Raw genomic sequence first — 26,781 nt, forward strand, 5'->3', positions numbered from 1 at the left:
AAATAGAGGCAATTATAACTTTCTCGTTAGGTTTTACCACCTATCTATGAGACTAGAGATGAACTTTTAGTCAAATGAGCTTTCCAAATATTTGAGGGTTGAAATTGATAGCCATCCCCGGAGTCTTGTTTTCTGGTGGCGTTCAGAATGAAATTGTTGGTCAATAAAGATCAATATAACTTTCTCATTGCATTTTACCAGCTATTTATCGGAGTAGAGATGAGCTTTTAGCCAAATGAGCTTTCCAAATATTTGAGGATTGAAATTGATTACCATCCCCTGAGTCTTTTTTATGGTAGCGTTCAGAATGATTTTGTTAGTCAACAAGAATAACTATAACTTTTTAATTGCATTTTACCAGCTATTGATCGGAGTAGAGATTAACTTTTACTCAAATGAGTTTTCCAATATTTGAGGGTTGAGATTGATTACCATCTCCTGAGTCTTGTTTTCTGGTGGAGTTCAGAATGATTTTTTTAGCTCAATAAAGGTGAGCATAACTTCTTCATTGCATTTTAGCAGCTATTTGTCAGAGCAGAGATTAACTTTATAGCCAAATGAATTTTCCAATATTTGAGGGTTGAGGTGGATAGCCATCCCCTGAGTCTTGTTTTCTGGTAGCGTTCAGAATGATTTTTTAGCTCAATAAAGGTGAGCATAACTTCTTCATTGCATTTTAGCAGCTATTTGTCAGAGTAGAGATGAACTTTTAGTCAAATGAATTTTCCAAATATTTGAGAGTTGAAATTGATAGCCATCTCCTGTGTTTCCTGGTGGCGTTCAGAATGATTTTTAGCTCAATAAAAATGAGCATAACTTCTTCATTGCATTTTAGCAGCTATTTATGAGACTAGAGATGAACTTTTAGTCAAATGAATTTTCCAAATATTTGAGGGTTGAGATGGATAGCCATCTCCTGAGTCTTGTTTTCTGGTGGCGTTCAGAATGATTTTTTAGCTCAATAAAGATGACTGTAACTTTTTAATTGCATTTTACCAGCTATTTATGAGACTAGAGATGAACTTTTAGCCAAATGAGTTTTCCAATATTTGAGGGTTGAGATAGATAGCCATCCCCTGAGTCTTTTTTCTGGTGGCGTTCAGAATGATTTTTTAGCTCAATAAAGATGACTGTAACTTTTTAATTGCATTTTACCAGCTATTTATGAGACTAGAGATGAACTTTTAGCCAAAACTGAAAACTCACAACCTCAAATCTACCAAGAACTTTTCTTAGCAATAGGCATTCGCCAACCAGTACCAAAAGCTCGATCGCTAATTTTCAACCCAGGGGGTGCTTGTCTACGTTTAAATTCTGCCCGCATCACTAACTTTATAACCTTATTTACTACTTCTGAATCATGTCCTGCTGCAATAATTTCTGCCAAAGACTCACACTTTTCTACTAAGCGGTATAAAATATCATCCAAAACTTCATAAGATGGTAAAGAGTCCTCATCTTTTTGACCTTCTTTCAACTCAGCACTAGGAGCTTTAGTCAGAATATTTTCTGGAATAATATTTTGCTGTTCAGTAATTAGTAAATTTTCGGCTCCATAGAAATTTTGATTATTGTTAACTGCCTGTTGATTCAACCAGTGACACAGAGAATAAACACGAGTTTTCGGCACATCAGAAATTACTGCTAATCCACCATTCATATCACCATAAAGAGTACAATAACCAACCGCCATTTCTGACTTATTACCCGTGGATAAAAGCAAATACCCAAACTTATTAGAAATTGCCATTAATAAATTACCGCGAATCCGAGATTGAATATTCTCCTCAGCAATGCCAAAATTTGTACCTGCAAATAAATCTTGCAAACTATTGTCATAACTTTTCATTAAATCCCCAATAGGAATAACTTGTTTAGCAACACCCAAATTTTCCGCTAATTCCAAAGCATCTTTAACAGAATGATCGGAACTATAAGGAGAAGGCATCAAAATAGTAAAAACATTTTCTTTACCTAAAGCAGCAGTAGCGATCGCTGCAACTAAAGCTGAATCTATTCCCCCACTTAAACCAAGAACAACTTTAGAAAAACCACACTTCCGTAGATAATCTTTTACTCCTAAGACCAAAGCAGACCAAATTTCTTCATCCTCACTTTCTGCTAAATATAGACTTTCAAAATTAGTCACAATCAAATCTTTTTTTGCTGGATTAAATTCAACAACTGCCAGATTTGTCTCAAAAGCACTAGCACGATAAATCGCATTACCAATCTTATTAAAAACCACACTACAACCATCAAAAATCAAATCATCATTACCACCTACCTGATTAACATAAATAATTGGTATTTGATAACGATTCGTACTATGTTCTAACATTGCCTCTCGCAATTTTTGCTTTCCTACTCTATACGGAGAAGCAGACATATTTACTACAAAATCAACTTGATTTTCTGCTAATTCTTTCATTGGATCACAAGCATAATTTCGCCTTCCCCAAAATTCGGCATCATTCCATAAATCTTCGCAAATAGTCACGCCAATTTTCGTTAAAGATTCTGAGGTTTTTCCAGGAATTTCTAACGTGAAAAAATCGCTAGTTTTACCAGGCTCAAAATATCGTTGTTCATCAAATACATCATAAGTAGGCAAAAGCCTTTTATGAAAGATTTGTTTTACTTCTCCATTACCTAATAAAGCCGCACTATTAAATAATGATTTCTCTCCTGTTTCATTAGCTTGAGAATTAAAAGTTACAGTTCCCACTAAAACTGCTATTTCTGATGGTAAATTTTTGGCTAAATATTCTAACTCTGTAACAGCAGCTTCAACTAAACTAGGATAAATTAATAAATCTCGTGGTGGATAACCTATTAGAGATAATTCTGAAGTAATCATCAACTTGGCATCTAAATTTTCAGCTTTTTGTGCAGCTTCTAAAATTAATTTTGCATTGCCTGTAATATCACCAATAGTGGGATTAAGTTGTGCGATCGCGATTTTCATTATAATTAAAAAAGGAAGAAGGAAGAAGGAAGAAGGAAGAAGAAAGAAGGAATGATAGACATTGCTAACTTCTCCAATTGGAACAGATTTTTCTAATTGTTGTATTATTTTGAATAACTTGTCTAATTCTAATTAGAAAGGAAGAAGGAAGAATAAATTAACATCAGCAATCATAAAAATTACTAACTTCTCGAATTGCCACAGCTTTTTCTCATGTAAAATTTTAAATTTTTCTGTTTGTTGCATTATTTTCTAGAATTTATCTCATACTAATTATAAAGGAAGTAAGGAAGAGGTAATACCAATTTTATGTGAGGCTGTACAGAATAAGGAGTCAGGTAGGGGAGCCATCGGTAGGACGACGTAGAGGAGAAAATCATGATGGTCAATAGGAGTAAATAAGTAAGTATTTCTGTTTTTACCTACAGTCAACTCTGATAACAATTTTATTCTATAGAACTTCTTATGACTTCTCAAATTGCCACAGCTCTTTCTCAGGTAAAATTTTAAATTTTTCTATTTGCTGCATTATTTTCTAGAATTTATCTCATACTAACTAGAAAATAACCAGGAAAAGAAAGTCAGCAAGAAAGAATAATCAATCTATCACAGCCATGATAGATATTTCCTGACTTTCAGAATAAAAACAGCTCTTGACTATCTCAAAATTTCCAGCTTTTCTGTTTATAGAAGAAACTAACAGAAGCAATGATAGACATGATTAACTTCTCAAATTGCCACAACTCCTTCTGTGCCCAAATTTTAAATTTTTCTATTTGCTCTATTATTTTCTAGAATTGATCTCATACTAACTAGAAAATAACCAGGAAAAGAAAATCAGCAAGAAAGAATAATCAATCTATCACAGCCATGATAGATATACCCTGGCTTTGAGAATAAAAGCAACTCTTGAAGAACTCAAAATTCCAAGCTTTTCTGTTTATAAAGGAAGAGATAATCAGCAAGAAAAAAGAAGAAATTAACAGCACCAATTATAGACATTACTGACTTCTCGAATTGCCACAGCTCCTTCTCAGCGAAAAGAAAATTTCAAGTTTTTCTGTTTATAGAAGAAACTAACAGAAGTAATGATAGACATGATTAACTTCTCAAATTGCCATAGCTCCTTCTGTGCCCAAATTTTAAATTTTTCTGTTTGCTCTATTATTTTCCAGAATTTATTTGATACTAACTAGAAAATAACCAGGAAAAGAAAATCAGATTTTTCTGTTTATAGAAGAAACTAACAGAAGCAATGATAGACATGATTAACTTCTCAAATTGCCACAACTCCTTCTGTGCCCAAATTTTAAATTTTTCTATTTGCTCTATTATTTTCTAGAATTGATCTCATACTAACTAGAAAGGAACCAGGAAAAGAAAATCAGAAAGAAAGAATAATCAATCTATCACAGCCATGATAGATATTTCCTGGCTTTGAGAATAAAAGCAACTCTTGAACACCTCAAAATTCCAAGCTTTTCTGTTTATAAAGGAAGAGATAATCAGCAAGAAAAAAGAAGAAATTAACAGCACCAATTATAGGCGTTACTGACTTCTCGAATTGCCACAGATCCTTCTCAGCGAAAATTTCAAGTTTTTCTGTTTATAGAAGAAACTAACAGAAGCAATGATAGACATTACTAACTTTTTGAATTGCCACATATCTTTGTCTGGCAAAATTTTAAATTTGTCTATTTATTGCATTATTTTTATCCTCCTGATTCTTGCTTCTTTCTCCTTACATAAACTATGATTAATCCTGTCATTTTTATCAGGATATCAACATGGAAGTAAAAGCAGCAGTAGCTTTTGAAGCTCGTAAACCATTAAGTATAGAAACCGTTAATTTAGAAAATCCAAAAGCTGGCGAAGTAATGATAGAAATTAAAGCAACCGGAATTTGTCATACCGATGCTTATACTCTTTCTGGTGCAGACCCTGAAGGTTTATTTCCTAGCATTTTAGGACATGAAGGAGCTGGGGTCGTTGTTGAAGTTGGACAAAATGTCACTAGCGTCAAACCAGGAGACCATGTTATCCCTCTCTACACCCCAGAATGTCGTCAGTGTGAGTATTGTCTCAGCATGAAACACTAATTTATGTCAAGCAATTCGCACTACTCAAGGTCGTGGTGTAATGCCAAATGGTACCAGTAGATTTTCATTAAATGGTGAAATGATTCATCATTATATGGGTACTTCAACCTTTGCAAACTATACAGTATTACCAGAAATTTCCGTAGCAAAAATTCGTAAAGATGCTCCTTTTGATAAGGTTTGCTATATCGGTTGTGGAGTAACAACTGGCATTGGAGCTGTTATTAATACGGCAAAAGTTGAAGCTGGTGCAAAAGTAATTGTATTTGGTTTAGGTGGCATTGGTTTAAATGTAATTCAAGGGGCAAAAATGGTGGGTGCTGATATGATTGTTGGGGTTGATATTAATCCTAGTAAACGTGAATTAGCGGAAAAATTTGGCATGACACATTTTGTTAATTCTAGAGAAGTAGAAGGTGATTTAGTTCCTTATTTAGTTGATTTAACAAAAGGTGGTGCTGACTATACTTTTGAATGTATTGGTAATGTTAATGTGATGCGTCAAGCTTTAGAATGTTGTCATAAAGGTTGGGGTATGAGTGTAATTATTGGTGTAGCTGGTGCGGGACAAGAAATTAGTACTCGTCCGTTTCAGTTAGTAACAGGAAGGGTATGGAAAGGTACAGCTTTTGGAGGTGCGAGGGGTCGTACAGATGTACCGAAAATTGTTGATTGGTATATGGAAGGAAAGATTAATATTGATGATTTGATTACTCATGTTATGCCAGTGGAAAAAATTAATGATGCTTTTGATTTGATGCACGAAGGTAAGTCTATTCGTAGTGTTGTAATTTTTTAAATAAGTAATAAGGAAGAAGGAAGAAGTAAAAATAGGACTAATCAATACTGACCGATTAATAATTGTCAAAAACAGACAAAAAACCTTGGTAACTGTTTAACTTTTGAAGTAAGCATTTCCTGCGGAATGCTGCGCAAACAGCTGTCGGTTATTAGCTATCCTCTAGGGTCGGAACTACGGACTTCAGCTATTAGTTTTAGAGAAGGTAAAAGCAACCTTTGAAATTGAGAAAGAATAAGAAGTTACTGATAACTGATAACTGATAACTGATAACTGATACTAACTTCTGACTTGCTAAGAGTAGGCTGAATACCTGATTTTTTTGTTAATAAATTAACAATATTAGTGAGAAAAACTTAAGTTTTGAAAATGTACTGTTATCTATTCCTTTATCACCTACATTTTCTCATTAACTTGACTGATTTACTTAATAGTCAATATCACAAAAAATTCTATGAGTCAACCACATTTACTACCTGTTACAAATTAAAATTAATCTATTCTTCTTACTTATTAAATTATGTCTACAGAACTCAAACTGGTTAAAGAACATCAATGCTTCGGCGGCAAAGTTATCTACTATTTCCACTGATCTTACATCTGTAATATTCAGATGCGTTTTTCAATTTATTTACCTCCCGAAGCTAAATCAAAACCATTACCAGTATTGTATTTTCTTTCTGGTTTAACCTGTACTGAAGAAAACTTTATGGCTAAAGCAGGGGCACAACAATTTGCTGCCAAATATGGATTAATTTTAGTCGTACCAGATACCAGTCCGCGCAATACTGGCATTAAAAATGAGAACGATAGTTGGGATTTTGGTACAGGTGCAGGATTTTATCTTGATGCCACATTAGAACCTTGGAAAAAGCATTATCAAATTTATAGTTACGTTGTTAAAGAATTACCAGAACTCATAGCTAAAAATTTTCCAATTCAGCCAGATAAACAAAGTATTTTCGGTCATTCCATGGGAGGTCACGGAGCATTAATTTGTGCTATAAAAAATCCGGCAAAATATCAATCTATTTCCGCTTTTGCGCCAATTGCAGCACCAATGTGTTGTCCTTGGGGTGAAAAAGCTTTTAGCAATTATTTAGGTTCAAATCAAGAAAACTGGCGTGATTATGATGCTAGTGAATTAATTTTAAATTATGGTTATAGTCATCCGATTTTAATTGATAATTGATATAGGAACTGCTGACCCCTTTTTATCCCAAAAACAATTATTACCAGAAGTATTGGAAAAAGCTTGTCAAAAAAAAAGGAGTAAATCTAGCTTTAAGAATGCAAAAAGATTACGATCATAGCTATTATTTTATTGCATCTTTTATAGAAGAACATATAAGATATCATGCAGAAGCTTTGAATTGAAAAAAGACTTTAACTTCATCACAAACAGCAATATTATCTTCGCCTGAATACTAATAATTGAATAAGGAAGAAGTCGATGGGGACTCAAACCCCAACCAATTGTAAAAACTGTGTAGAAAGCGGGGTATTCAACCCAAAAGAAAAAGATAAATAATTAGGGAGGAGTCAGGAAATAAGAGGATGGAGGCAAGGAAAAAAATAGAGAATGTAGAAATTATTTCTTCCTTACTTTCAATTCTTAAATTTTATTTATTAAAGCCAGATATGGAGATACAGCAGATTCCAGGTATATGAACTACAGATATTAACAATTAAACCTTCCCAGTGCGGGTATCTTGTCCGCGACGGGTGTACTTCACCAAGGTGGAATCCGCTGTAATATAACTCCAGAGATTTCAACCCAGACTTCAAGAAGTATCAACAAACAAGACTTTTTTGCTTGTACGTTGCAAATCAGACATAAGTTGCTAAACTTACCGAATAATTAAGGTTTAAAGCCTCTCCTTTAAAGGAGAAAAAAGAAAAAATTTTCCTTTTAGTCAATCCTATCCGTTTTTAAGAAGAGGTAATAATTAATTATTAATTATTAATTATTAATTGTTGAACACTCCCCTACTCCTAGCTCATTGAGAATAGCTGATAGATCGTCAATTACAATGAACTGGAATCTAAACTTTGAGCTTGTCCATCTGTCTGAGGCAAATGTAGTCCGCACTCCTGCTTAAGACCATGAAAACGAGTATCCCGTTCATTCTCATCTTCCGCAGTCAAGGGACGACTAGAATGCCAATCTCCGACAGTAGTATAACCCAAATCGAAAAATGGATGATAAGGCAAATTGTAAGCAGTCAAATATTGGTATATATCCCTGGCATTCCAAGTTAATATAGGTAAAATCTTATATATTCCCGATTGCTGACTAATGCGGTTAAGACTCTTACGGTGGTCAGTTTGGTCTTTCCGTAGGCCAGCTAGCCAAGCTTTAGCCCCTAACTCTTTTAATGCTCTTTGCATGGGTTCTACTTTGCGAATTTGGTCATAGCGGTTAAGAGCATCAGCATTATTCTCAGCCCACAGTCGGCCATGTAGAGCTTCCATTCTAGCTGGACTAATTGAAGATTGATATACTTTAAGATTCAGTCTCAATCGTTCGGTCAACTCTTCAGCAAATCTATAAGTTTCGGCTGGTAAATATCCTGTATCAACCCAAATAACAGGAATATTAGGTACAACAGTTGTCACTAGATGTAACATAACAGCAGCCTGGATACCAAAACTGGTACTCATAACTAAACCTTCTCCAAAGGTTGCATATCCCCACTTCACCAGAGTATGAGCATCTGCTTGGGCAAGTTCCTGGTTGACAACCTCAAGATCCAATTTTGGTGGAGATGTAAAATTTTGCCGACCGTATTGTCCATTTTGGTTGACTTTGATGAGACTCTGTTGTGACATAGTTATTACCAATCTAAATTATCATAAGACTTTAAACGTTAATCATACGTTGTCCGCAATCTTCAATGGGAGATTGTTTATACTGTTTTATACATCCAGATTACCTCGTGTAATGCAGATGTAAATGGGTCATTTAATATAATTAAAAAAGTAATTCCTGATGTCTTTGACCAAGGAATAAAGGGTTTGCCGTTTAACCCTGTAGTGGTCGATCCACTGCGAACAACTAAGCTTTCAGGTTTTTGAGTAAGTTTGAGTAAGTTTAGTTGAGCGGTTACGGAGCAGGGAGCAATAGAATGCTTGGGCCACTGGAGTTTTTCTATAGCTAAGAAAGAATTGGTTAAGACATAAACTAATGACCAATCTTAGACTAGAAAATGTTTTTCCAACTTTTCCCTATTCCCTGCTATATATTGAAAGCCACCATAACTTTTTCGATAGACAGCAAAAAAAAAAGACCAACTTTGTCAAGCAGGTCTAAGTAAAAATTATTTTCCGTTGTTATTTCTGCGAGATTAACAAGCAAGCAGCTACGCATTCCCAAGTTCGCAGCGATTTGCGGGTTATATATCTCACAATATCTATATCACTAATTGTAACAAACTATTGAGCAATTTCTATAAAAATTTTTAATTTTGAACCCCAATTAATTGGGCAATATGGGTTTCAGCTCTTTGTGGCTTCCCCCAAAAAACCTGTTCTTGCTTATATACAACCATACCAGGTTTAGCACCCTTGGGTTTATAAACAAACTTAGGTTTGGTATAAATAACTGGGACTATTTCACTCTGACGGGCACGACTATAAAAGGCACTGATATCTGCAACAAACTGTAAATCAACTTCATCTGGTTTGGCACCAGCATCCAGTCGCAACAAAACATGGCTACCAGGAATTTCTTGAGTATGAAACCACAAATCATAATCTCCTGCCACCCGAAAAGTTAACAAATCATTTTGACGATTATTACGGCCAACCAATAATTCAAATCCACCAGGAGTTTCGTAACGGTAAAATTCTGTATCCTTTTTATTATCTTGGTGATGATGTTCTGGAGCTTTAAGATAAGCTTGTTGAATTAATTCATCCCGAATTTCTTCAAGAGTGCGTAAATCTTCTGGAGTTTGGTAAATATCTAACTGAGACAGAAAAGCTTCCACTTGCTCCAAATAATCAATTTCCCCTTGGACTACTGCTAAAAGGGGTTCAACTGCTAGACGTGCCCGTTTCAACTTTTGGTGCTTTTTATAAAGACTTTGGGCATTTTGCACCGCATTTTTCTCTGGGTCTAACTTGATGACCATCGGTTCCCCCGTTTCAAAGTCACAGAGAGTAATGGCTTTCATCCCCGGTTGCCATTCGTGAAGATTGGCCATCAGTAAATCAGCTTGCGATCGCAACAATTCTGCCCCATCCGACTGGTCTAAACGTTCGGTAAAAGTATCAGCCTTGAGCTGTAACTTAGCCGTAATATTTTTAAGTTTTTGGCTAATTTGATGATATAGTTGAGTAAACTCTTGCTGATTCAGCTGTCCAGTATAATAATCATTCAGTAATTCCTGGACAGTATCAACAGATTCTACACTTAACCAACCCGTTACAGTGTATCCATTCGCTGTCCAACCAGGATCAAATTTGGAATGCTCCAGATTTTTTAACCATTCTTGCCAACTTTTAAATAACTTTTGCCAGTCCGAAGCACTAAGGTCATTAGTAGACTGTTGAGAGTCTAGTCCTGAAGCTTCAATCATTGGCTGTACTAAAGCCTTACTGAGGCCACGGTAATTTTTAATTAAATTTCGCCACAATACACCAGGTATTAAACTAATCCTTTCTTGCCATTGCTGTTGCGTTTCTTGCAAACTAGGAATAGGGTTAGTCAGAGAAGGGGGTAGTTCATAAGGTTGACCAGTTTGAATTTGACGAAGACTAGACTGTTGACTATTCACTTGATGGGCACAGGTAACAACCAAATTATCCGCAGTAGTCAGAATAACATTGCTGTACTTGGTCATAACTTCCACATAAAGATGCCATAGAGGTGCTTCTCCAGGACGTTTCGCAAATTGGAAGTCCAGTACCCTCTCCCAAGGAGAAACTTCAACAATAGCTATTAAAGCTAGTCCACCTAGCTGATGTCGTAATTGTTGACTAAAAGTAAAAGTATCAGGGGCGCGAGGTGGAGGGTCACTGATACAAATACGAGCCCCTTGGGGATGCCAGGAAATGTCCAACCAACCACGTTTTTTGAGAGTTCGCAGAGCAATGGCAATGGTAAAGCGATCGCGTTGATATACCTGCTCTAAACGTGCTGGTAACCATTTAGCACAGAGTTCAGAACATGAAGCAATGAGAGTTGTATAGTCAACAGGTTGCACAGTTAGCTTTAAGTTAAAAATTAAAAGTGAAAAAACTATGATATAAATTTAGTGTCTAAAAATAGGATTTTTGATTTTTCAGGCGACAATCTTTAAATAATTTTTTTGCTTTTTTCATGTAAATTTAGAGACTTATAATATCAAGTTTAGTTGACAAGTAAAGATTAATTAGGGTTTGCGTATGGAAAGTCTTTTTGCTGGGGTAGGAGACAGGAGACAGGAGACAGGAGACAGGAAAAATGGGGAATTTAGAGGAGGTAGGAGTAAGAATTGTTCCTTAGTTTGCCTTTTATGCTAATTTTTTTAGCATGAAGAACTGAAACAAGGGCACTTTTTGATATTTTAAAAAGGCTCAAGCCAATATCAGTCAATGGTGTTAGATTTAATCAGCAAGCCCTAATTATTTTCCATTCTTCTCTGCTCTCAATAAAAATATTTAGTATAAACATCAATTATTTGATTCAGTAGGTTTGAGAATTATTCAGAACTATAAATATTTATTACTTATATAATGACAGATTTAGACTTGATGTAAAAGCCTGATTTAATGAATAAAGATTTTTAGGTGTTTTCTTCTTATAGCAGATTCCTCCCATAAGAAGTACAGAGATGAATAATTAAATGTTCCTAGTGCTGGCATTTTTCCCACTTCGGGGTATATCTCACCCTTGGTGAAATCTTCTGTACATAGTAGTCTAAGGAAAGGGTACTGACATATCAAAAGCTTAAACTCAGACAACGCAAAATTTGTCCTTCTTCCTTCGTAACTATTCAGGTGCTGGGGTTGACAAATAATCATATCTATGTGTCTATCACTTTCCAGAAACCTTTTAGTCTCATTTATAGACTATTTAGTATTCTTAGATACAGTTTTCAGCTTTGAAACACTGAGTATGCAAAAAATCAAGAATAATGCAACCCCAAGACCTGAATGCTTACCTTCCTTCTTCCTTCTTCCTTCTTCCTTTTTCCTGTTGCTATAACTAAAAAACTTTGTATATATAAGTTGCATAATCTGTCATGGATATCCAGTTAATTAATATTGGTTTTGGTAATATAGTTTCTGCGAATAGAGTCGTTGCAATTGTTAGTCCAGAATCAGCCCCGATCAAGCGAATGATTAGCGATGGCAAGGAAAGAGGCAAATTAATTGATGCTACTTATGGTCGGCGTACCAGAGCAGTGATTATTACAGATTCTAATCATATTATTCTTTCGGCAATTCAACCTGAGACAGTGGCACATCGATTTATATTTAACAATAAAGATAGTTAATTGTAGTAATTGATGTTTGATTTTCCAAAATTTGTTATTAATAACTAAAAGTTTAGTTATGCTCGCTGGTACTGCGATAAAAATTTATGCAAACTGGTAAATTAATTGTTTTAACAGGACCTAGTGGTGTAGGTAAGGGGACTTTGGTAAAATCTCTCCTAGAACGTTATCGAGAATTAGTTTTGTCTATTTCTGTCACTACCCGTTGTCCTCGACCTGGAGAAGTAGAAGGAGAAAACTATTACTTTGTAGACCGCGATAAATTTCAACAAATGATTGAAACTAAAGATTTATTAGAATGGGCTGAGTTTGCAGGTAATTTTTATGGCACACCACGTCTGCCAGTTATTGAAAATATTAAACAGGGTAAATTAGTATTATTGGAGATTGAGGTACAAGGGGCAAGACAAATTAAACAGACTTTTTCAGAAGCATTGCTTATTTTTATTTTACCTCCTTCTATGACTGAATTGGAAAAAAGATTGCGGGATAGAGGACATGATTCGGAAGAAGCGATCGTCAAGCGTCTAGAAAGGGCAATTAAAGAGATGGAAGCTGCAGGAGAGTTTGATGTACAACTAATGAATGATAATTTGGAAATTGCTTTGCAAAATTTGGAGAAAGTATTATTTGACTGAAATTATAAGTAGTGCAGTAGGGGAGTGGGGGAGTGGGGAAGTGGAAAAAACTTTGAGTAGGAAAGAAACCGAAATACATTTTCCTTCTTTTAATTGGAGCTGAGGTAATTAGAACTGACATCATTAGGTGATTTGTCCTAAGTTCAATTAATACCATTACAGTTACAGGATTGCCAAATGACAAATTAATTTATTTATAATACGAAATCACACGTATTTTTACTAATTTTATTGATAGCAGGGAGTACGGAGTAGGTAAATAACGAATAATAAATTAATAAGATATCTGGAGAGTACAAAGTTATGCTAAAAAACAGTTGGCTCTCAAGATTGAAAGTGTTACTGGGAAAGGTTTACAGCACCTACTGTTGTGAATGGAGAATTTTTAACCTTGAGTCCGTGAAACCCTTGACTAGCAATAGTTATTCCCAGAACTTTGCACTTTCTAGAAGATCTGTTTACTTCATATAAATAATTGCTAAAAAAATTACTGAATCTAATTTATTACTTAATAGCTGAAGTTTTAAATAAAAAAAGCATTATTTTAAGGAATTGCTATAATTTCCAAGAAGCGTGAGGTACAAAATTCATCATAATTTTTTTTACTCTGATTATCCCAGTAGAAAGAAAGGTTAGGACAGATAGACATCTTAAAACTCAGGCAAAGCAATATTTTTCCTTCTTGCTTCTTGCTTCTTGCTTCTTGCTTCCGTTATATCTTTAATTCTTTGCTAAAAATTTTTTTGTGTCTTCTTTATCACTAACAAATATGATATGATTTACAAATGTTAATATTTGTGGTTAAATAAAATGTACAGTCATACTTTTTTTGATTTTCCTGTCTACACAGTCATTCAGTTAACATTATTTTTCTCTATTGTCTTGGGAATTATTTTTAAAGATATGTTGGAGTATAAATTAACACTATGGCTGAAAAACAAAGTCTCTCAAAAGCAAATAGGTTATCAAACACCTAATCTTATTACTGCTTATTTGAGCATGACTTTATTTATCTTTTTATGTGTATCAGCTAGTCTTTCTATCTTTAATATTGTTGAATGGTTATCTATTGTCATAGGCGCAATAGTCGTGTTTCCAACTGCCTTGTTGATCTGGGTACAATTAGGGTCAATGTTTGAGTTGGTCGAATCTAAGGGAATAGCATCTATTAATATTGAAGAATATATGCCTGAAGAAAAAAAAATTAAATCAGGAGAAAATGCTAATCAGTAATTACTAATATTTTGGAGTAAAGTTGTATGACAATTAATCACAAAAATACTGTAAATTAATTATGAATAGAACTACTACCGATAGTAGTTCCCCAAAAATATATTGTCTAAGTCGAACTAAAATATTAAAAGTACAATGTGGTTGCTATATTGTTAGTAATTTTTTTATAGATATTCTAGATCTAAAGATATAATATATAGATTCATAGTTTATAGAAAAAGGAAATCTGAAATCCTGATAAATAAAAAATTTATCTCTAAGTCTTTATAATTTAGAACTTGATGACTATATTACCCATACTAAAATATTAGAACCAAAATCTAGGGTTGTTATATTGCTTCAAGGCAAGATTAAGATTAATTTGCAAATTAATAAACCTATTTTCTGGTAAATGAAACAGAGGCTATATGCTAGATATTTTCAATGAAAGTAATACAAGTAGTTTGCCTGTTCATCTCAATTGCAATAACAGAAAAAATTCTACACTACATATAAAGTAAGCTTACTTGCCAAAAATAAGCGTTGGTGGTATCCTCTTGACGAGGTTGTTATAAAAATAAGCAATCAATTAATCACTGTCCAGTTAAACCCGTGAAAACAGATTTTAACTTAGACACTTAGACAAAATTTGGTGAGGTAGTCATGCGTCTTCCAAAATATACAAATTTGACAAGTAGTTGTTTGTCAATATTAATTACATTTGGAACAATTTATCCGGCGATCGCTGCTCCTGAAAATGAGAAAGTTGCCCAAAGGGAAAGAACTAGAGCAGGGGGAGCAAATCAAATGGAGATTGTCGGTTATGTTAAAGGTATTATCGGTAATGTAGTCACAATTCTAGTAGATGAAGAAGCAGAATTAGGCATTCCTGGCATTGCACCTAATGATGGTGAACCCACTTATGTCACAATTCCTGAAGAGGAACGTGGTCAACTACGAACTCTGTATTTTTCTCCTAGACATACAATGGAAATAGCAGGTCTAGTACCTGGAATGCGGGTCTATGCAATTGTGGGCAAAAAGAATGACGATCCTGAAGACCCTTGTGGTTGTATAGACTTTTTTAAAGTCATCCCAGATTATAACTATGAACGGGTAAAAGTTCAGTTACCAACATACAATTTCCAGGGTCCTCCTTCTTTAGAGTTTCCACCACTTCAGCCACCACCTCCTATTACACGGCCTACCCCACCACCTCCTCCTGTAAGAGGATTGTGGTAATTTTAGCCCATAAAAAACTCTATAATTAGGTCTGTAATGCCACTATATTAAGATTAGTGGCATTATTCATTTTAGTGTAATTGAGGCCGTTCGAGCTCAAGTCGTTTCTCCAGGGCAACTCTCAAGATGATGTCCATAACTTTTTACAGATTTTAGTCAACAGTTGTTAACTCTTCATCTCTAACAGGACTAACCAATATGTAATTTATAATAGAGTCTTGGATAGAGGGAAAAATTTAGGAAGTAAGTTTAGGCTTGTTTAATATCAAATGTATTAAACTCCATTTAACCTGATCTGGGGACAATTATTATTCCGGACTTCACATAAAAAATAGTGCTATTGGGACTTACACAAAATAAAGCCAGAAAATAGGATCAAATATAGATGGGCAGAAGCTTTTACCTCAAAAAGGCATAAATCCTGAATAAGCAGGGGTTCTAGCCATTTTTAAGGCATCGACGTAATTCCCTTGTCTAGACTGAATTTGACGCATTTTTCCTACGATCAAATGTCTAAGTACCACTATTTGAAAATAAACTTAGTAATCAATTTAGTACATATCCTATATTGATTGTCTAGTCAAAGAAATTTGATGAAGCGACAACTAATAAAAGCAATGGCAAACTAGCTGAATCAAAATATTTACTATTATAAAATTTAGGAATTTTTAGCTATAGCTAAAGCGATAGCTTTTTTTCCTATATAGTTGATTAGTAATAAAAAGATAAGATATCAGTAAAAATATAGGGTATAGCTTTTGTGCTGTAGCTAAATATCAATAAAGTTATGAATGTTGATTTATCTATCTCTTTTGCCTCAAAATTTTATTGTTTCATAGGATTGACAACTTTTGACACTGAATATTTTTCATGATAAATTCATCCATGATCACCAAGACTACCTAACCGAAAGACATACTATATCCCACTACAAAATGAAACTAGAATCACATCAGTTTATTCGCTATTTTGAACCTGAGCAAGCTGCACAAATTTCCCAGATTGCTATTATTAAAAAATTTAATCCCCGAGAGATTATTTTTGAAGAAGGTGATGATTCAGATTCTTTATTTTTAATTCTAGAAGGTGAAGTAGAAGTTAGTAAAAGGAGTGGTGAAGGGAATAATTATGTTGTGATTACATCTGTTAAATCTAATGGTTATTTGGGAGAGTTAGGGATTATAGATAGAAAGCCAAGAAGTGCTAGGGTAGTTACATCTAAGGAAACAGTTTTGGCGAAAATTTACTATGAATCCATAACAGAGATATTAGCTAATACAAAAGGAGATTTAGTCTTACAAATCTTAAGTTTTTTATCTCAAAGATTGCGAACCGTGACGACTGATTACGTCAATCAATTAGCTTATAAAGAGAAAATGACTTTGATTGGAGAGATGGTAAATACTATTATTCATGATTTTAGAAGTCCTTTTACTGGTATTCAATTATCAAGTTCAATGTTAAAAGAACTCCATCCCGATCAAGAAAGTCAAGAATGGTGCGATTTAATTTCAATGCAAGTTCAGAGAATGTTGAATATGGCAGAAGAAGTGCTTGCTTTTTCTCAGGGGAATACAAAATTATATTGTCAGTTAATTGATATTGCTAAACTCTTACAAAATTTTGCTAAGCTAAACCAGGTCTATATTGATTATTCTTCTGTAGAATTGATAGTTTCTGTGGAAGAGGGTTTAATCATAAATGCTGATGAAAATAAGATTAATCGTGTCTTACAAAATTTATTATCTAATGCTGTAGAAGCTCTGGATAAATCTGAAGGCAAAATAGAAATCAGAGCTAGAAGAAAAGATCGATTAGTTGAAATTACTTTTTCAGATAATGGTCCTGGTATTCCTCAAGAAATTCAGGATAAATTATTTGAAGCTTTTGTAAGTTATGGAAAACAGGGTGGTATTGGATTGGGAACTGCTATTGTTAAGACAATTATTGATGCCCATAATGGGAAGATTTTCTTTGAATCAAGTCCTTCTACTGGTACAACTTTTTATCTTCATTTTCCCCTAGCTAAAATAGATTGAATTCGGCAAAAATAAACTTAAATATTTACTGGTCATTTCAGTTATCAGTTATCAGTTATCAGTACCTCTGCAATAAGGAAGCTTGACCTTGGCGAATATGCTCTTTTTTTATCCCCTTAAAAGGGGAGGCACATACCCACAATTTTTCGGTAATATTTTAATTTTTAACTTTTGATTTAAAACGGAGTAGGGGGTAGGGAATAGAAAATAAGAAAAACAACTGTTCCTCAGTAACTTGAGAAACGCTATATTTTAATTTTTAACTTTTGATTTAAAACAAGGTGACTGACGATTTTAATAATAATTTGCCTCCATATACTGAGATTAAAACGAATACAAAAAATACAGAAATTGGCTTATCATTAGCAAGTTTAAGAGAAAAAGCAATTCAACAAATTCGTTCTAATTTACGGTCTGGGCAACAACAAATGGCTGACTGGCAAGGAGGATCTTTAGCAGTTTCAGCAGTTCCTGGGGCAGGAAAATCATACGGGATGGCAGCAGCAGCAGCTTTAGCGATCGCTCGTTATCAGTTACATAGTAATCGTCAATTAATTGTTGTTACTTTTACCCGTTCTGCAGCTAGTAATATTAAAACTAAAATCCGCAAACATTTAAAGGAATTATCTTTACCTCAAGGCAGTTTTATTGTTTATACTTTACATGGTTTGGCTTTAAGTATTGCCTTACGTCATCCTGAATTATCTGAGTTAGATTTAGAAAATACTTCTTTAATTCTTCCCTCTCCAAGTAACAGAATAACTCGCACTTGTGTAGAAAATTGGATTGCAAATAATCCCAGACATTATCAACTTTTAATTGAAGGATTTCAATTTGATGGAGAAGAAACTGAACGTTTAAGAAGGCAATCTGTTTTACGGACTGAAGTTTTACCTCAATTAGCTTGGAAAGCAATTCAACAAGCAAAAAGTTCTGGTCTTAAACCAGAAGATTTATGGCAACTAAGAGATAAAATTAATGACCATTATCAAGTTGTGACTATTGCAGCTAATTTATATCAAACATATCAGGAAATATTGAGGGAAAATCAATTAATTGACTATGATGAAATGATTTTAGCAGCGTTGCGAGTATTAGAAAATGAAGGTGCTAAAAAAATGTGGCAAAATCAAGTTTTTGCAGTGTTTGAAGATGAAGCTCAAGATTCTACACCCTTGCAAACTAAACTATTAAAAAAACTGGCTGATTCAAGTGAAAATGATGATGGTATTTCAGAAAATAATGGGATTTCTCAAGAGCAAAGATTATCACAATTAAATAATCTCAACCTCATGCGTGTTGGAGACCCAAATCAAGCAATTAATTCCACATTTACTCCAGCAGATCCAATAGATTTTCGACAATTTTATGAAGACTGCGAACAATTAAATAAATTGGCAACTATGGAACAAGCAGGTCGTAGTTGTCAAAAAATTATAGATGCAGCTAATTTTGTATTGAAATGGGTAAATAATTCAGAATTAATAGGAAAAGAAAAACCATTTAGAGACCAAAATATTCATCCGGCAAATGATAATCCTCCAGCTACTGGTGGTGGTTTAGAAATATATGAACCTCGAGATATTTACCAAACACTTGAGTTGATGGGTAAACGTATAATTAATTTATTTAAAGAAAATCCCGATGGTAATTTTGCTGTATTAGTAAGGGAAAATAAACAAGGTAAATTTATTACAGATACTTTTTCTAATCCGGGAAAATATGGAATAGATATTGATTTAGGCAAACAAAATATTTCAATACACGATGTTTCTCAAGGAGCGCGTCACTCTCAAATTCCAGCAGAAATATTGGCATTAATGCAATTTATTGACCGCCCTCATTCTCCAGATTATTTAAAATCTGCTTTGAAAGTTTTGGGCGATCGACGTTTAATTCCTAAGCAAGATTATAATGTTTTTGCTTCTGTTCCAGAACAGTTTCTTTACCCAGGACCTCTCGATCCTTATCAATCAGAAAAGGTGCGTAAATGTCGTGATTTTTGTCGTACTTTACTTAGGGCAAAATCAGAATTACCTTTGTATCAATTAATTTCTTTTCTTGCTTTAGCTTTAAATTATCAACAATCAGATTTAGCAACCGCAGATAAGTTAGCAGAAAGAGTTGCTAAACAAACTTTTGATAATAGTTCGATGAATTCTATTTTAGAAGTTTTGAGTGAAATTGTAGGTTCTGAGAGATTTGAACCTGTTGAAGTGGATGAAGATGCAGAGAAAAATTATACTCGCCCTCAGCAACTTACTATTATTACTATGCATAAAGCTAAGGGTTTAGATTGGGATTATGTCTTTTTACCTTTTTTACATGAAAATATAATTCCTGGTAATTTACGAGTTTTACCACAGGTAAGTTTTTTGGGAGAATTTGACTTAGCTGAAGTGGCAAGGGCGCAAATTCGTGCTAGTTTACAAGGGCAAGATTTACCAGATATTTCTACTGCTTGGAAACAGGCAGAATATTTGAAGACCGCAGAGGAATTTCGGTTACTATATGTGGCTATGACTAGAGCAAAACGTTTGTTGTGGATGTCTGCTGCTAAGTTAGCTCCTTTTACTTGGAATAAACCAGACAATTTACAGGAGCAAAAACCTTGCCCTGTTTTACCTGTATTGAAGGCTGAGTTTCCTGATAGTTTCAGATAAATTTAAAAGCATCAAAACAGAGTTTCACTATAGTATCGCAGAATAAAGAAGGAAGAAGGAAGAAGGAATAAGAAAGAAGGAAAAATCTTACATTGTCTGAGTTTTAAGCTTTTTATCTGTCCTAACCTTTCCTGAGACTGCTATAATTAGCGCCTCACATAAATTCTGGATAAATATTTATAATTTCTACAATTAGATGTAGATTAAAAGTTTTCCCTCTTCCCTGATTAACTTTTATCAAAAAAAATTAAAATTTATTGCTTTTGCGAGAAAATATAAAAATTTGACCTATCTTCCTCATTATAGTAGATGCTAGATTTTCTCAATCAGACATCTAGAGGTAAGCGTTCACAAAATTATAAATAAAACAGATCAATTGACCATATATAAATAGAGGAAGTAGTCATATTTAATATAGTTTCATTATAGTAATTCGCGCCTCACATAAATTCTGGATAAATATTTATAATTCCTGCAATTAGATGCAGATTAAAAGTTTTCCCTCTTCCCTGATTAACTTTTATCAAAAAAAATTAAAATTTATTGCTTTTGGGAGAAAATATAAAAATTTTACTGATAACTGATAACTGATAACTGAAATGACCTGTCTTCCTCTTATAAGTAAATGCTAGATTTTCTTAATCATATATCTTAAGGTAAGCGTTCACAAAATTATAAATAAATACAGATCAATTGACCAGATATCCAGATATAAATATAGGAAGTAGTCATATTTAATATAGTTTCACTATAGCAATTCGCCCCTCACATAAATTTTGGATAAATATTTATAATTCCTACAATTAGATGTACATTAAAAGTTTTCTTTCTTCCATGATTAACTTTTATCAAAAAAAATTAAAATTTATTGCTTTTGGGAGAAGATGTAAAAATTTGACCTATCTTACTCTTACCGTAAATGCTAGATTTTCTCAATCATACATCTAAAGGTAAGCGTTCACAAAATTATAAATAAATACAGATCAATTGACCAGATATCCAGATATAAATATAGGAAGTAGTAATATTTAATATAGTTTCACTATAGCAATTCGCGCCTCACAGAAATTCTGGATAAATATTTATAATTCCTACAATTAGATGTACATTAAAAGTTTTCTTTCTTTCCTGATTAACTTTTATCAAAAAAAATTAAAATTTATTGCTTTTGGGAGAAAATATAAAAATTTGACCTATCTTACTCTTACCGTAAATGCTAGATTTTCTCAATCATACATCTAAAAGTAAGCGTTCACAAAATTATAAATAAAATATATCAACTGACCATATATAAAAAGAGGAAGTAGTAATATTTAATATAGTTGATTTGACATTGAGAATAAAAACCCTATTTCCAAAATTATATTGACAAAGCAGATAGTATATGTGAGAATCTTTTCAACTTCTAGAGTAGAGGGGATCAATAAATTATTGATGAGATAGGCTTTTTTAATACATTATGCGTATCTACTTAACTCACAGTCCTGAATTAAGTAAGACAATAAAAGATTTGAGTAGTTATACTTCAATTCAACTCAAAAAACAAATTTATATAAGTATTAATTACTATCAACTATCAAGTTTATTGTCCTGGAAATTTATCCCATAATTAACCCATAATTTTTATAGTGATTTTAATCACATTAAAACCAGATAAGGGGTCACATACTCTATGGGAAAAATAGAAGATGATAATAGAAGGTAAGAGAAGTTAGGAAAAAGAATAACTTCTCTCTCCATAAAAACAATTTACTCTAATTTATTTACTTAAAAGTTATGTACAGCCCCCTAATTAAAAAAGTTATAGCTAAAGCTTGTAATGTTAGTATTGATGAATGTGTAGAAGTTCAGAGATTAAAACTAGAAGTTCAAAGATTAACCGAGGAAAATCAAGAACTAACAGAACAATCACAACAATATCAAAAAGAAAATCAAGAACTACAAAATAAACTAAATCAACTGAGAATGCAGTTAGCAACTCTCTCAGAAGACTCTCCCTCTCTAAACTCCTCTTTATCTGCTAATTTAATACCATCAAAAGAGTCAACCAAAACAACAGTTATTTTAGTTGATTCACCAACTCCAGAACTAGAAGAAGACCGAGGTAAAGCTGTAGAGTTGCTAAATCAATTACCAAACGGTATGTGGCACGTTAAAGTTAACTCAGGAGTTCAAGTTATCCTTAAACCAGAAGCTCTCAAAGTTCTAGCATAGTTTTCTTTGAAGAAGGAAGAAGGAAGAAGGAAGAAAGGAAGAAGGAAGAAAGGAAGAAAGGAAGAAGGAAGGAAGGAAGGAAGGAAGAAAGGAAGAAGGGAAGAAGGGAAGAAAGGAAGAAGGGAAGAAGGGAAGAAGGGAAGAAGGGAAATTTGCTTATGGATAGTCAACGACACTCCACTCCATGTCTACAAACCACAAACAATTTTAAGTACGGTTTAGACGGTGGGGAATTATACCAATTCCTAAAAGTAAAGCTATACTTGAGTAAGACTTAAGTTATTAATTAATCAAAACAGGTAGAATCACCTTTTTGCTAAAAATAGCCCAGTTAATGTTAATTATTCTTACTTTTTACTACTCCCCTACTCCCCTACTCCCCCACTCCCCTGCTCAACAAAATGTAGAGAAATTTTTGAGAAATGGTATTAAACCCGCTCAAGAAAAGATAATATTCTGAAATGGTTAAAAAATTCTAAGATACTTTTATGTAGAGGTAGTTTAAGTTATCAGTTATCAGTACCTCTGCAATAAAGAGGCTTGAAATATTCCATATTCTCTTTTCTTTTGATAAGTTGAAATAAAGGGATAAATTCAGCCTGCGAAGATACTGATGTCTAATGTAACTAGCCTCTACTCTAAATATCTTGATAAATAGATAACTTAGCTGAATATTACCTATTGAATTTTCAGAAAATTAGGTTATATTTTAGATACAAAAAATTTAGTAAGCTGTTAGTTATTTAGGCTATATATGAAAATTTTTGGAAAGGTAATAAAGAAGTAAGTGAAGAGAAAAAATACTCTACCTCATTAATATGAGAACCTGTATAAGAGAAAGAAATAGGTTGTTATAGCAGTCGAAAGAAAGATTAGTAGGAAATTTAACGAGTCAGAAGTCAGAAGTTAACCCACCCCTAACCCCTCCCAGGAGGGGAAGTAGGGGATGCGTGAGCAACTCTCCAAAAATATTTCGCCTTAAAAGGCGGGGTATTATACCCATATTATCTTGATAAAAAATTTAAAACTAAAACAAAGCAAGATTTTTCCTTATCTTCTAGATAACTAAAACCTTCCTCTTTCTTCCTTCTTCTTTCTGCAATAAAAACTGCGACAATTCGACCTATCTATTAAATAGAAAAAATGCTCGACTCAATAAGCCGAACATTTCTTACTTTTATTGAATCAAAAGAATTAAAACTAATTGTTTTGCGACAAAGAAAAACTTGGTTGACTAGCTACCGAATTAGTTTCAACAGTCTGAACTAAAACCGAATTCAACATAGGAGTCTTAACAATAGTATCGTTAGCCAAAGTAAACAAAGGATTAGATAAAATTCCAGCTAAAGACGTTGCTAAAACAGACAAAATCAACCCTACTTGTAAAGGACGCATACCCGAAATATCCCAACGAATAGGAGGATAATTCTTAATCACATCCGACATTTCTTGCGGTTCTTTTACTACCATCATTTTCACCACACGAATGTAGTAGTAAATAGAAGCAACACTGGTAATTAATCCTAACAAAACTAACCAATATAATCCAGCTTGCCAACCTGCCCAAAACAAGTAAATCTTACCAAAGAAACCCGCTAGTGGAGGAATACCACCTAAAGAAAGCAAACAAAGACTCAACCCTAAAGTTAATAATGGGTCTTTTTGATATAACCCTGCATATTCACTAATTTGGTCTGTACCTGTACGGAGAGAAAATAGAATCACACAGGTAAAACCACCCAAATTCATAAACAAGTAAATTAACAGATAAAATATCATACTAGCGTAACCAGCTTCAGTATTCGCTAAAAGACCAATCATAATAAAACCCGCTTGTCCAATAGATGAATAAGCAAGTAGACGTTTCATACTGGTTTGGGCCAGAGCAACCACATTACCCAATACCATACTCAATACAGCAAGGGCAGTAAATACAAAATGCCACTGTTCCGAAACTAAAGGGAAAGCAGTAACCAAAAGACGAATAGCTAAAGCAAAACCAGCAGCTTTAGAACCCACTGAGAGAAATGCCACAACTGGAGTAGGGGAACCTTCATATACATCCGGAGTCCATTGGTGAAAAGGGACAGCAGAAATTTTGAAAGAAATACCAGCGATCGCGAATACTAAGGCAATAACTAGAGCTAGTGAAACACCACCACTCGATCCATCAGCAAGACTAGAGGCGATCGCTGTTAACCGAGTTTCTCCACCAGACAAACCATAGAGAAGGGAGATGCCATAGAGAAAAACGGCCGAACTTGCAGCGCCAATGAGTAAATATTTTAATGCTGCTTCATTGGAGCGAGGGTCACGTTTTGTATAACCAGTTAATAAATAAGAGGAGATACTCAGGGTTTCCAGAGAAACAAAAATCATCACCAACTCATCTGCTCCAGAAAGGAACATTGCCCCCAAAGTAGCAGTGAGCAGAATACAAATAAATTCTCCTAGTGGAGTCCCAGTTTGTTCTATGTATGCCACCGACATCAATATAGTGGTAATGGCACACAGAGCAATGATACCTCTAAATACTACACTGAGAGCATCAGCATTAAAGCCTCCCAAAAAGCCGATGGTATTTGTACTGTCCCATTGAGTATATAAGGCCACAATAGCGATCGATAGACCTACTATGGCTGCGTAGGGGGTCCACTTAGCAGAAGTACGTCCTACTATGAGGTCTCCAACGAGAACTACAAGTAGGGTAATTATAACTATTGCTTCTGGAAGGATAGTGCCTGCGTTAAGCTGGGCCGCAATGTTAGAGAAATCTATCATGTTAGATAATTTGAAATTTTTTGTGTAAGTAACTAAGAATTTTGACTGATTAATAATCCTTTACAGTAGAGGATTGTAGCGTGTATCCAGAGATTTTTTGGTTTTTTATTAGGTGAGGAAGAAAAAACCAAATGTTTTCTAAATTATTGAAGAAGGAAGAAGCGGTGCGACCCCACGTCGGCGATAGACGCAAGGGAATGCGCACCAAGAGAGGAAGGAAGAAAAAACGGATGGGGACTCAAACCCCAACCAATTATAAACAAGGTGTAGACGGCCAGAGCTAATTCTTTGTCGTCAGAGAATATTTACAACTCCAGGAATTACGCATTATCATGGTAAAAACACTATATATACCATAGTGCTATAGTTTTATATACTATATGTAGTGTCTTTCCGTAAGTCCTTAACTCTATATTTTTGGTTAACTAATCCTAGCAAGATGTACGAAATTTCAAAGTATACAATTTTTCTCTAGTGACAATAAATTGACCCTAGGGGTTAGGGGTGGGTTCCCCACTCCCTTTTTCTCTAGTGCAGGATGGCGGAAATAACTGACCAGTTACAAAATCCGAAAACAATTACAAATCAAAAATGATTGACTTTTGACTTTTGATTTTTAACTTCCGCGTAGCGGCACTAGTGACAATAAATTGACCCTGGTGTAGACGGTATACCTTACCCATAAGTCTTGAAACCCTTGTGAGGATCAGGGGAGCAGGGAGCAGGGGAGAAAGGAGAAAAAATCAATTTAGCTAAGTAAAACTACTGAAGTTGTCAAAAAAAAAGTATGGAAAAATACATTTTTTCTCCCGAAAAAGCCGAGCCAAGACTTACTCATAACTCGTCTTAACAGTCAAGCTTTATGTTAAGAAAGATGTGGGTAATGGATAGGTGTAGACGGCGGGGTATTAAACCCAAAATAACAAAGATAAAATTTAACTTCTAAGGCTTAACTAATATTTAGTATGAGACTGCAAAGTCTACTTAATAAAATTTAATTAACTAGGAGAAACTCTCATTAAGGGATAAAAAAAGATGATTTTCAAAGTCCTTAGTTAACGATATAATTTATTGCTGAATATTTATACATTCATTACTAATCAAGACTTTCAGGCATTTTATTAAAAAGATTTACTCAGAATATTTGTGAATGATTCTACAAGGGATAGCCTACTAAAACAGACTTTGTTTGGTGTCTACTAGCTAATAATAACTGACAGTTTTCAGTAACCGGGCTGGTTTATTTTTTCTAGCGATGCTAAATTAAAAATGTAGGTTATATAATAAAAGAGGTAAAAAAAATGTCCATGATGAACAAAAATTCACCAAAAAGCCTAGTTAAATTAAATGAGGTTCATAAAGCCAATATAGAAAAAAGATTAGCTCATCGCCTGGAAGCAGCAAGAGCTAAAGGAAATCAAGATTTAGTTAAAGCTCTGGAATCTGAAAGACAATTACTGGAGTGACTTACCTAAACAGACGGATTCCAATTCTGTGTATGCTTCTTATCTCTTTTAAAAACGGTCAGAACTTCCTTAGAAACAAAAGCAGTTTTTGACTTTATAATAACCACTTTGTTCTTACGGCGGTTTTATAGTCACCGAACAAGTCTAGCTCGACTCGTTTCAAATTGATTGCTGC

Annotated in this window: 15 protein-coding genes and 1 pseudogene; 12 read left to right on the forward strand and 4 right to left on the reverse strand. The window is 34.0% G+C overall.

The annotated features are described in order from the left end of the window. Nucleotides 1–1,216: 1,216 nt before the first annotated feature. Nucleotides 1,217–2,968 (reverse strand): NAD+ synthase, encoded by a 1,752-nt coding sequence (locus tag F6K18_RS28845; protein ID WP_287525959.1) that lies wholly within the window; start codon nucleotides 2,966–2,968, stop codon nucleotides 1,217–1,219. Between the two features lie 1,787 nt (nucleotides 2,969–4,755). Here F6K18_RS28845 and F6K18_RS28850 point away from each other — a divergent pair. Both F6K18_RS28850 and fghA read left to right on the forward strand, forming a co-directional pair. Beyond that, a pseudogene (locus F6K18_RS28850) lies at nucleotides 4,756–5,866 on the forward strand (S-(hydroxymethyl)glutathione dehydrogenase/class III alcohol dehydrogenase). Nucleotides 5,867–6,479: 613 nt separating this feature from the next. Further along, nucleotides 6,480–7,058 carry an S-formylglutathione hydrolase gene (fghA, locus tag F6K18_RS28855; RefSeq protein ID WP_287525961.1) on the forward strand — a complete coding sequence of 193 codons (579 nt, stop codon included), beginning with the start codon at nucleotides 6,480–6,482 and terminating at the stop codon, nucleotides 7,056–7,058. A gap of 836 nt (nucleotides 7,059–7,894) precedes the next feature. On the opposite strand, the gene F6K18_RS28860 is transcribed toward fghA, so the two are convergent. Further along, nucleotides 7,895–8,698: a phosphoadenylyl-sulfate reductase gene (locus F6K18_RS28860; protein WP_287525962.1), complete on the reverse strand. Its 804-nt coding sequence runs from the start codon at nucleotides 8,696–8,698 to the stop codon at nucleotides 7,895–7,897. A 629-nt stretch (nucleotides 8,699–9,327) separates the two neighbouring features. Then, the gene (locus F6K18_RS28865) at nucleotides 9,328–11,076 is read right to left on the reverse strand and encodes an NFACT family protein (RefSeq protein WP_287525963.1); all 1,749 of its coding nucleotides are present in this window, start codon (nucleotides 11,074–11,076) and stop codon (nucleotides 9,328–9,330) included. Between the two features lie 1,020 nt (nucleotides 11,077–12,096). On the opposite strand from F6K18_RS28865, the gene remA reads away from it, so the two are divergent. The 8 genes from remA to F6K18_RS28905 all read left to right on the forward strand — a co-directional run bounded on the left by remA (nucleotide 12,097) and on the right by F6K18_RS28905 (nucleotide 22,581). Further along, nucleotides 12,097–12,351 carry an extracellular matrix/biofilm regulator RemA gene (remA, locus tag F6K18_RS28870; RefSeq protein ID WP_124144486.1) on the forward strand — a complete coding sequence of 85 codons (255 nt, stop codon included), beginning with the start codon at nucleotides 12,097–12,099 and terminating at the stop codon, nucleotides 12,349–12,351. An 86-nt stretch (nucleotides 12,352–12,437) separates the two neighbouring features. Beyond that, nucleotides 12,438–12,989: a guanylate kinase gene (gene gmk, locus F6K18_RS28875; RefSeq protein WP_287525965.1), complete on the forward strand. Its 552-nt coding sequence runs from the start codon at nucleotides 12,438–12,440 to the stop codon at nucleotides 12,987–12,989. Between the two features lie 795 nt (nucleotides 12,990–13,784). Further along, the gene (locus F6K18_RS28880) at nucleotides 13,785–14,222 is read left to right on the forward strand and encodes a hypothetical protein (protein ID WP_287525967.1); all 438 of its coding nucleotides are present in this window, start codon (nucleotides 13,785–13,787) and stop codon (nucleotides 14,220–14,222) included. Between the two features lie 642 nt (nucleotides 14,223–14,864). Then, complete coding sequence (locus F6K18_RS28885; RefSeq protein WP_287525968.1) at nucleotides 14,865–15,443, forward strand: hypothetical protein; 579 nt, start codon at nucleotides 14,865–14,867, stop codon at nucleotides 15,441–15,443. A gap of 935 nt (nucleotides 15,444–16,378) precedes the next feature. After that, the gene (locus tag F6K18_RS28890; RefSeq protein ID WP_287525969.1) at nucleotides 16,379–17,482 is read left to right on the forward strand and encodes an ATP-binding protein; all 1,104 of its coding nucleotides are present in this window, start codon (nucleotides 16,379–16,381) and stop codon (nucleotides 17,480–17,482) included. A gap of 281 nt (nucleotides 17,483–17,763) precedes the next feature. Beyond that, complete coding sequence (locus tag F6K18_RS28895; protein WP_375341363.1) at nucleotides 17,764–20,145, forward strand: ATP-dependent helicase; 2,382 nt, start codon at nucleotides 17,764–17,766, stop codon at nucleotides 20,143–20,145. A gap of 1,776 nt (nucleotides 20,146–21,921) precedes the next feature. Beyond that, nucleotides 21,922–22,359 carry a hypothetical protein gene (locus F6K18_RS28900; protein WP_287525971.1) on the forward strand — a complete coding sequence of 146 codons (438 nt, stop codon included), beginning with the start codon at nucleotides 21,922–21,924 and terminating at the stop codon, nucleotides 22,357–22,359. Nucleotides 22,360–22,365: 6 nt separating this feature from the next. Beyond that, nucleotides 22,366–22,581 (forward strand): hypothetical protein, encoded by a 216-nt coding sequence (locus F6K18_RS28905; RefSeq protein WP_287525972.1) that lies wholly within the window; start codon nucleotides 22,366–22,368, stop codon nucleotides 22,579–22,581. A 978-nt stretch (nucleotides 22,582–23,559) separates the two neighbouring features. On the opposite strand, the gene F6K18_RS28910 is transcribed toward F6K18_RS28905, so the two are convergent. Next, nucleotides 23,560–25,140, reverse strand: coding sequence for an NAD(P)H-quinone oxidoreductase subunit N (locus tag F6K18_RS28910; protein ID WP_375341364.1), 1,581 nt, complete (start codon nucleotides 25,138–25,140; stop codon nucleotides 23,560–23,562). A 131-nt stretch (nucleotides 25,141–25,271) separates the two neighbouring features. On the opposite strand from F6K18_RS28910, the gene F6K18_RS28915 reads away from it, so the two are divergent. Further along, entirely contained in the window at nucleotides 25,272–25,424 is a 153-nt protein-coding gene (locus F6K18_RS28915; RefSeq protein WP_287525973.1) for a hypothetical protein, read from the forward strand. A gap of 1,017 nt (nucleotides 25,425–26,441) precedes the next feature. Next, on the forward strand, nucleotides 26,442–26,606 hold the full coding sequence (locus tag F6K18_RS28920) for a hypothetical protein (RefSeq protein ID WP_287525976.1): 165 nt from the start codon (nucleotides 26,442–26,444) through the stop codon (nucleotides 26,604–26,606). Nucleotides 26,607–26,781: the final 175 nt, after the last annotated feature.

The sequence above is a fragment of the Okeania sp. SIO2C2 genome (assembly GCF_010692625.1).
GTDB classification, from domain to species: domain Bacteria; phylum Cyanobacteriota; class Cyanobacteriia; order Cyanobacteriales; family Microcoleaceae; genus Okeania; species Okeania hirsuta.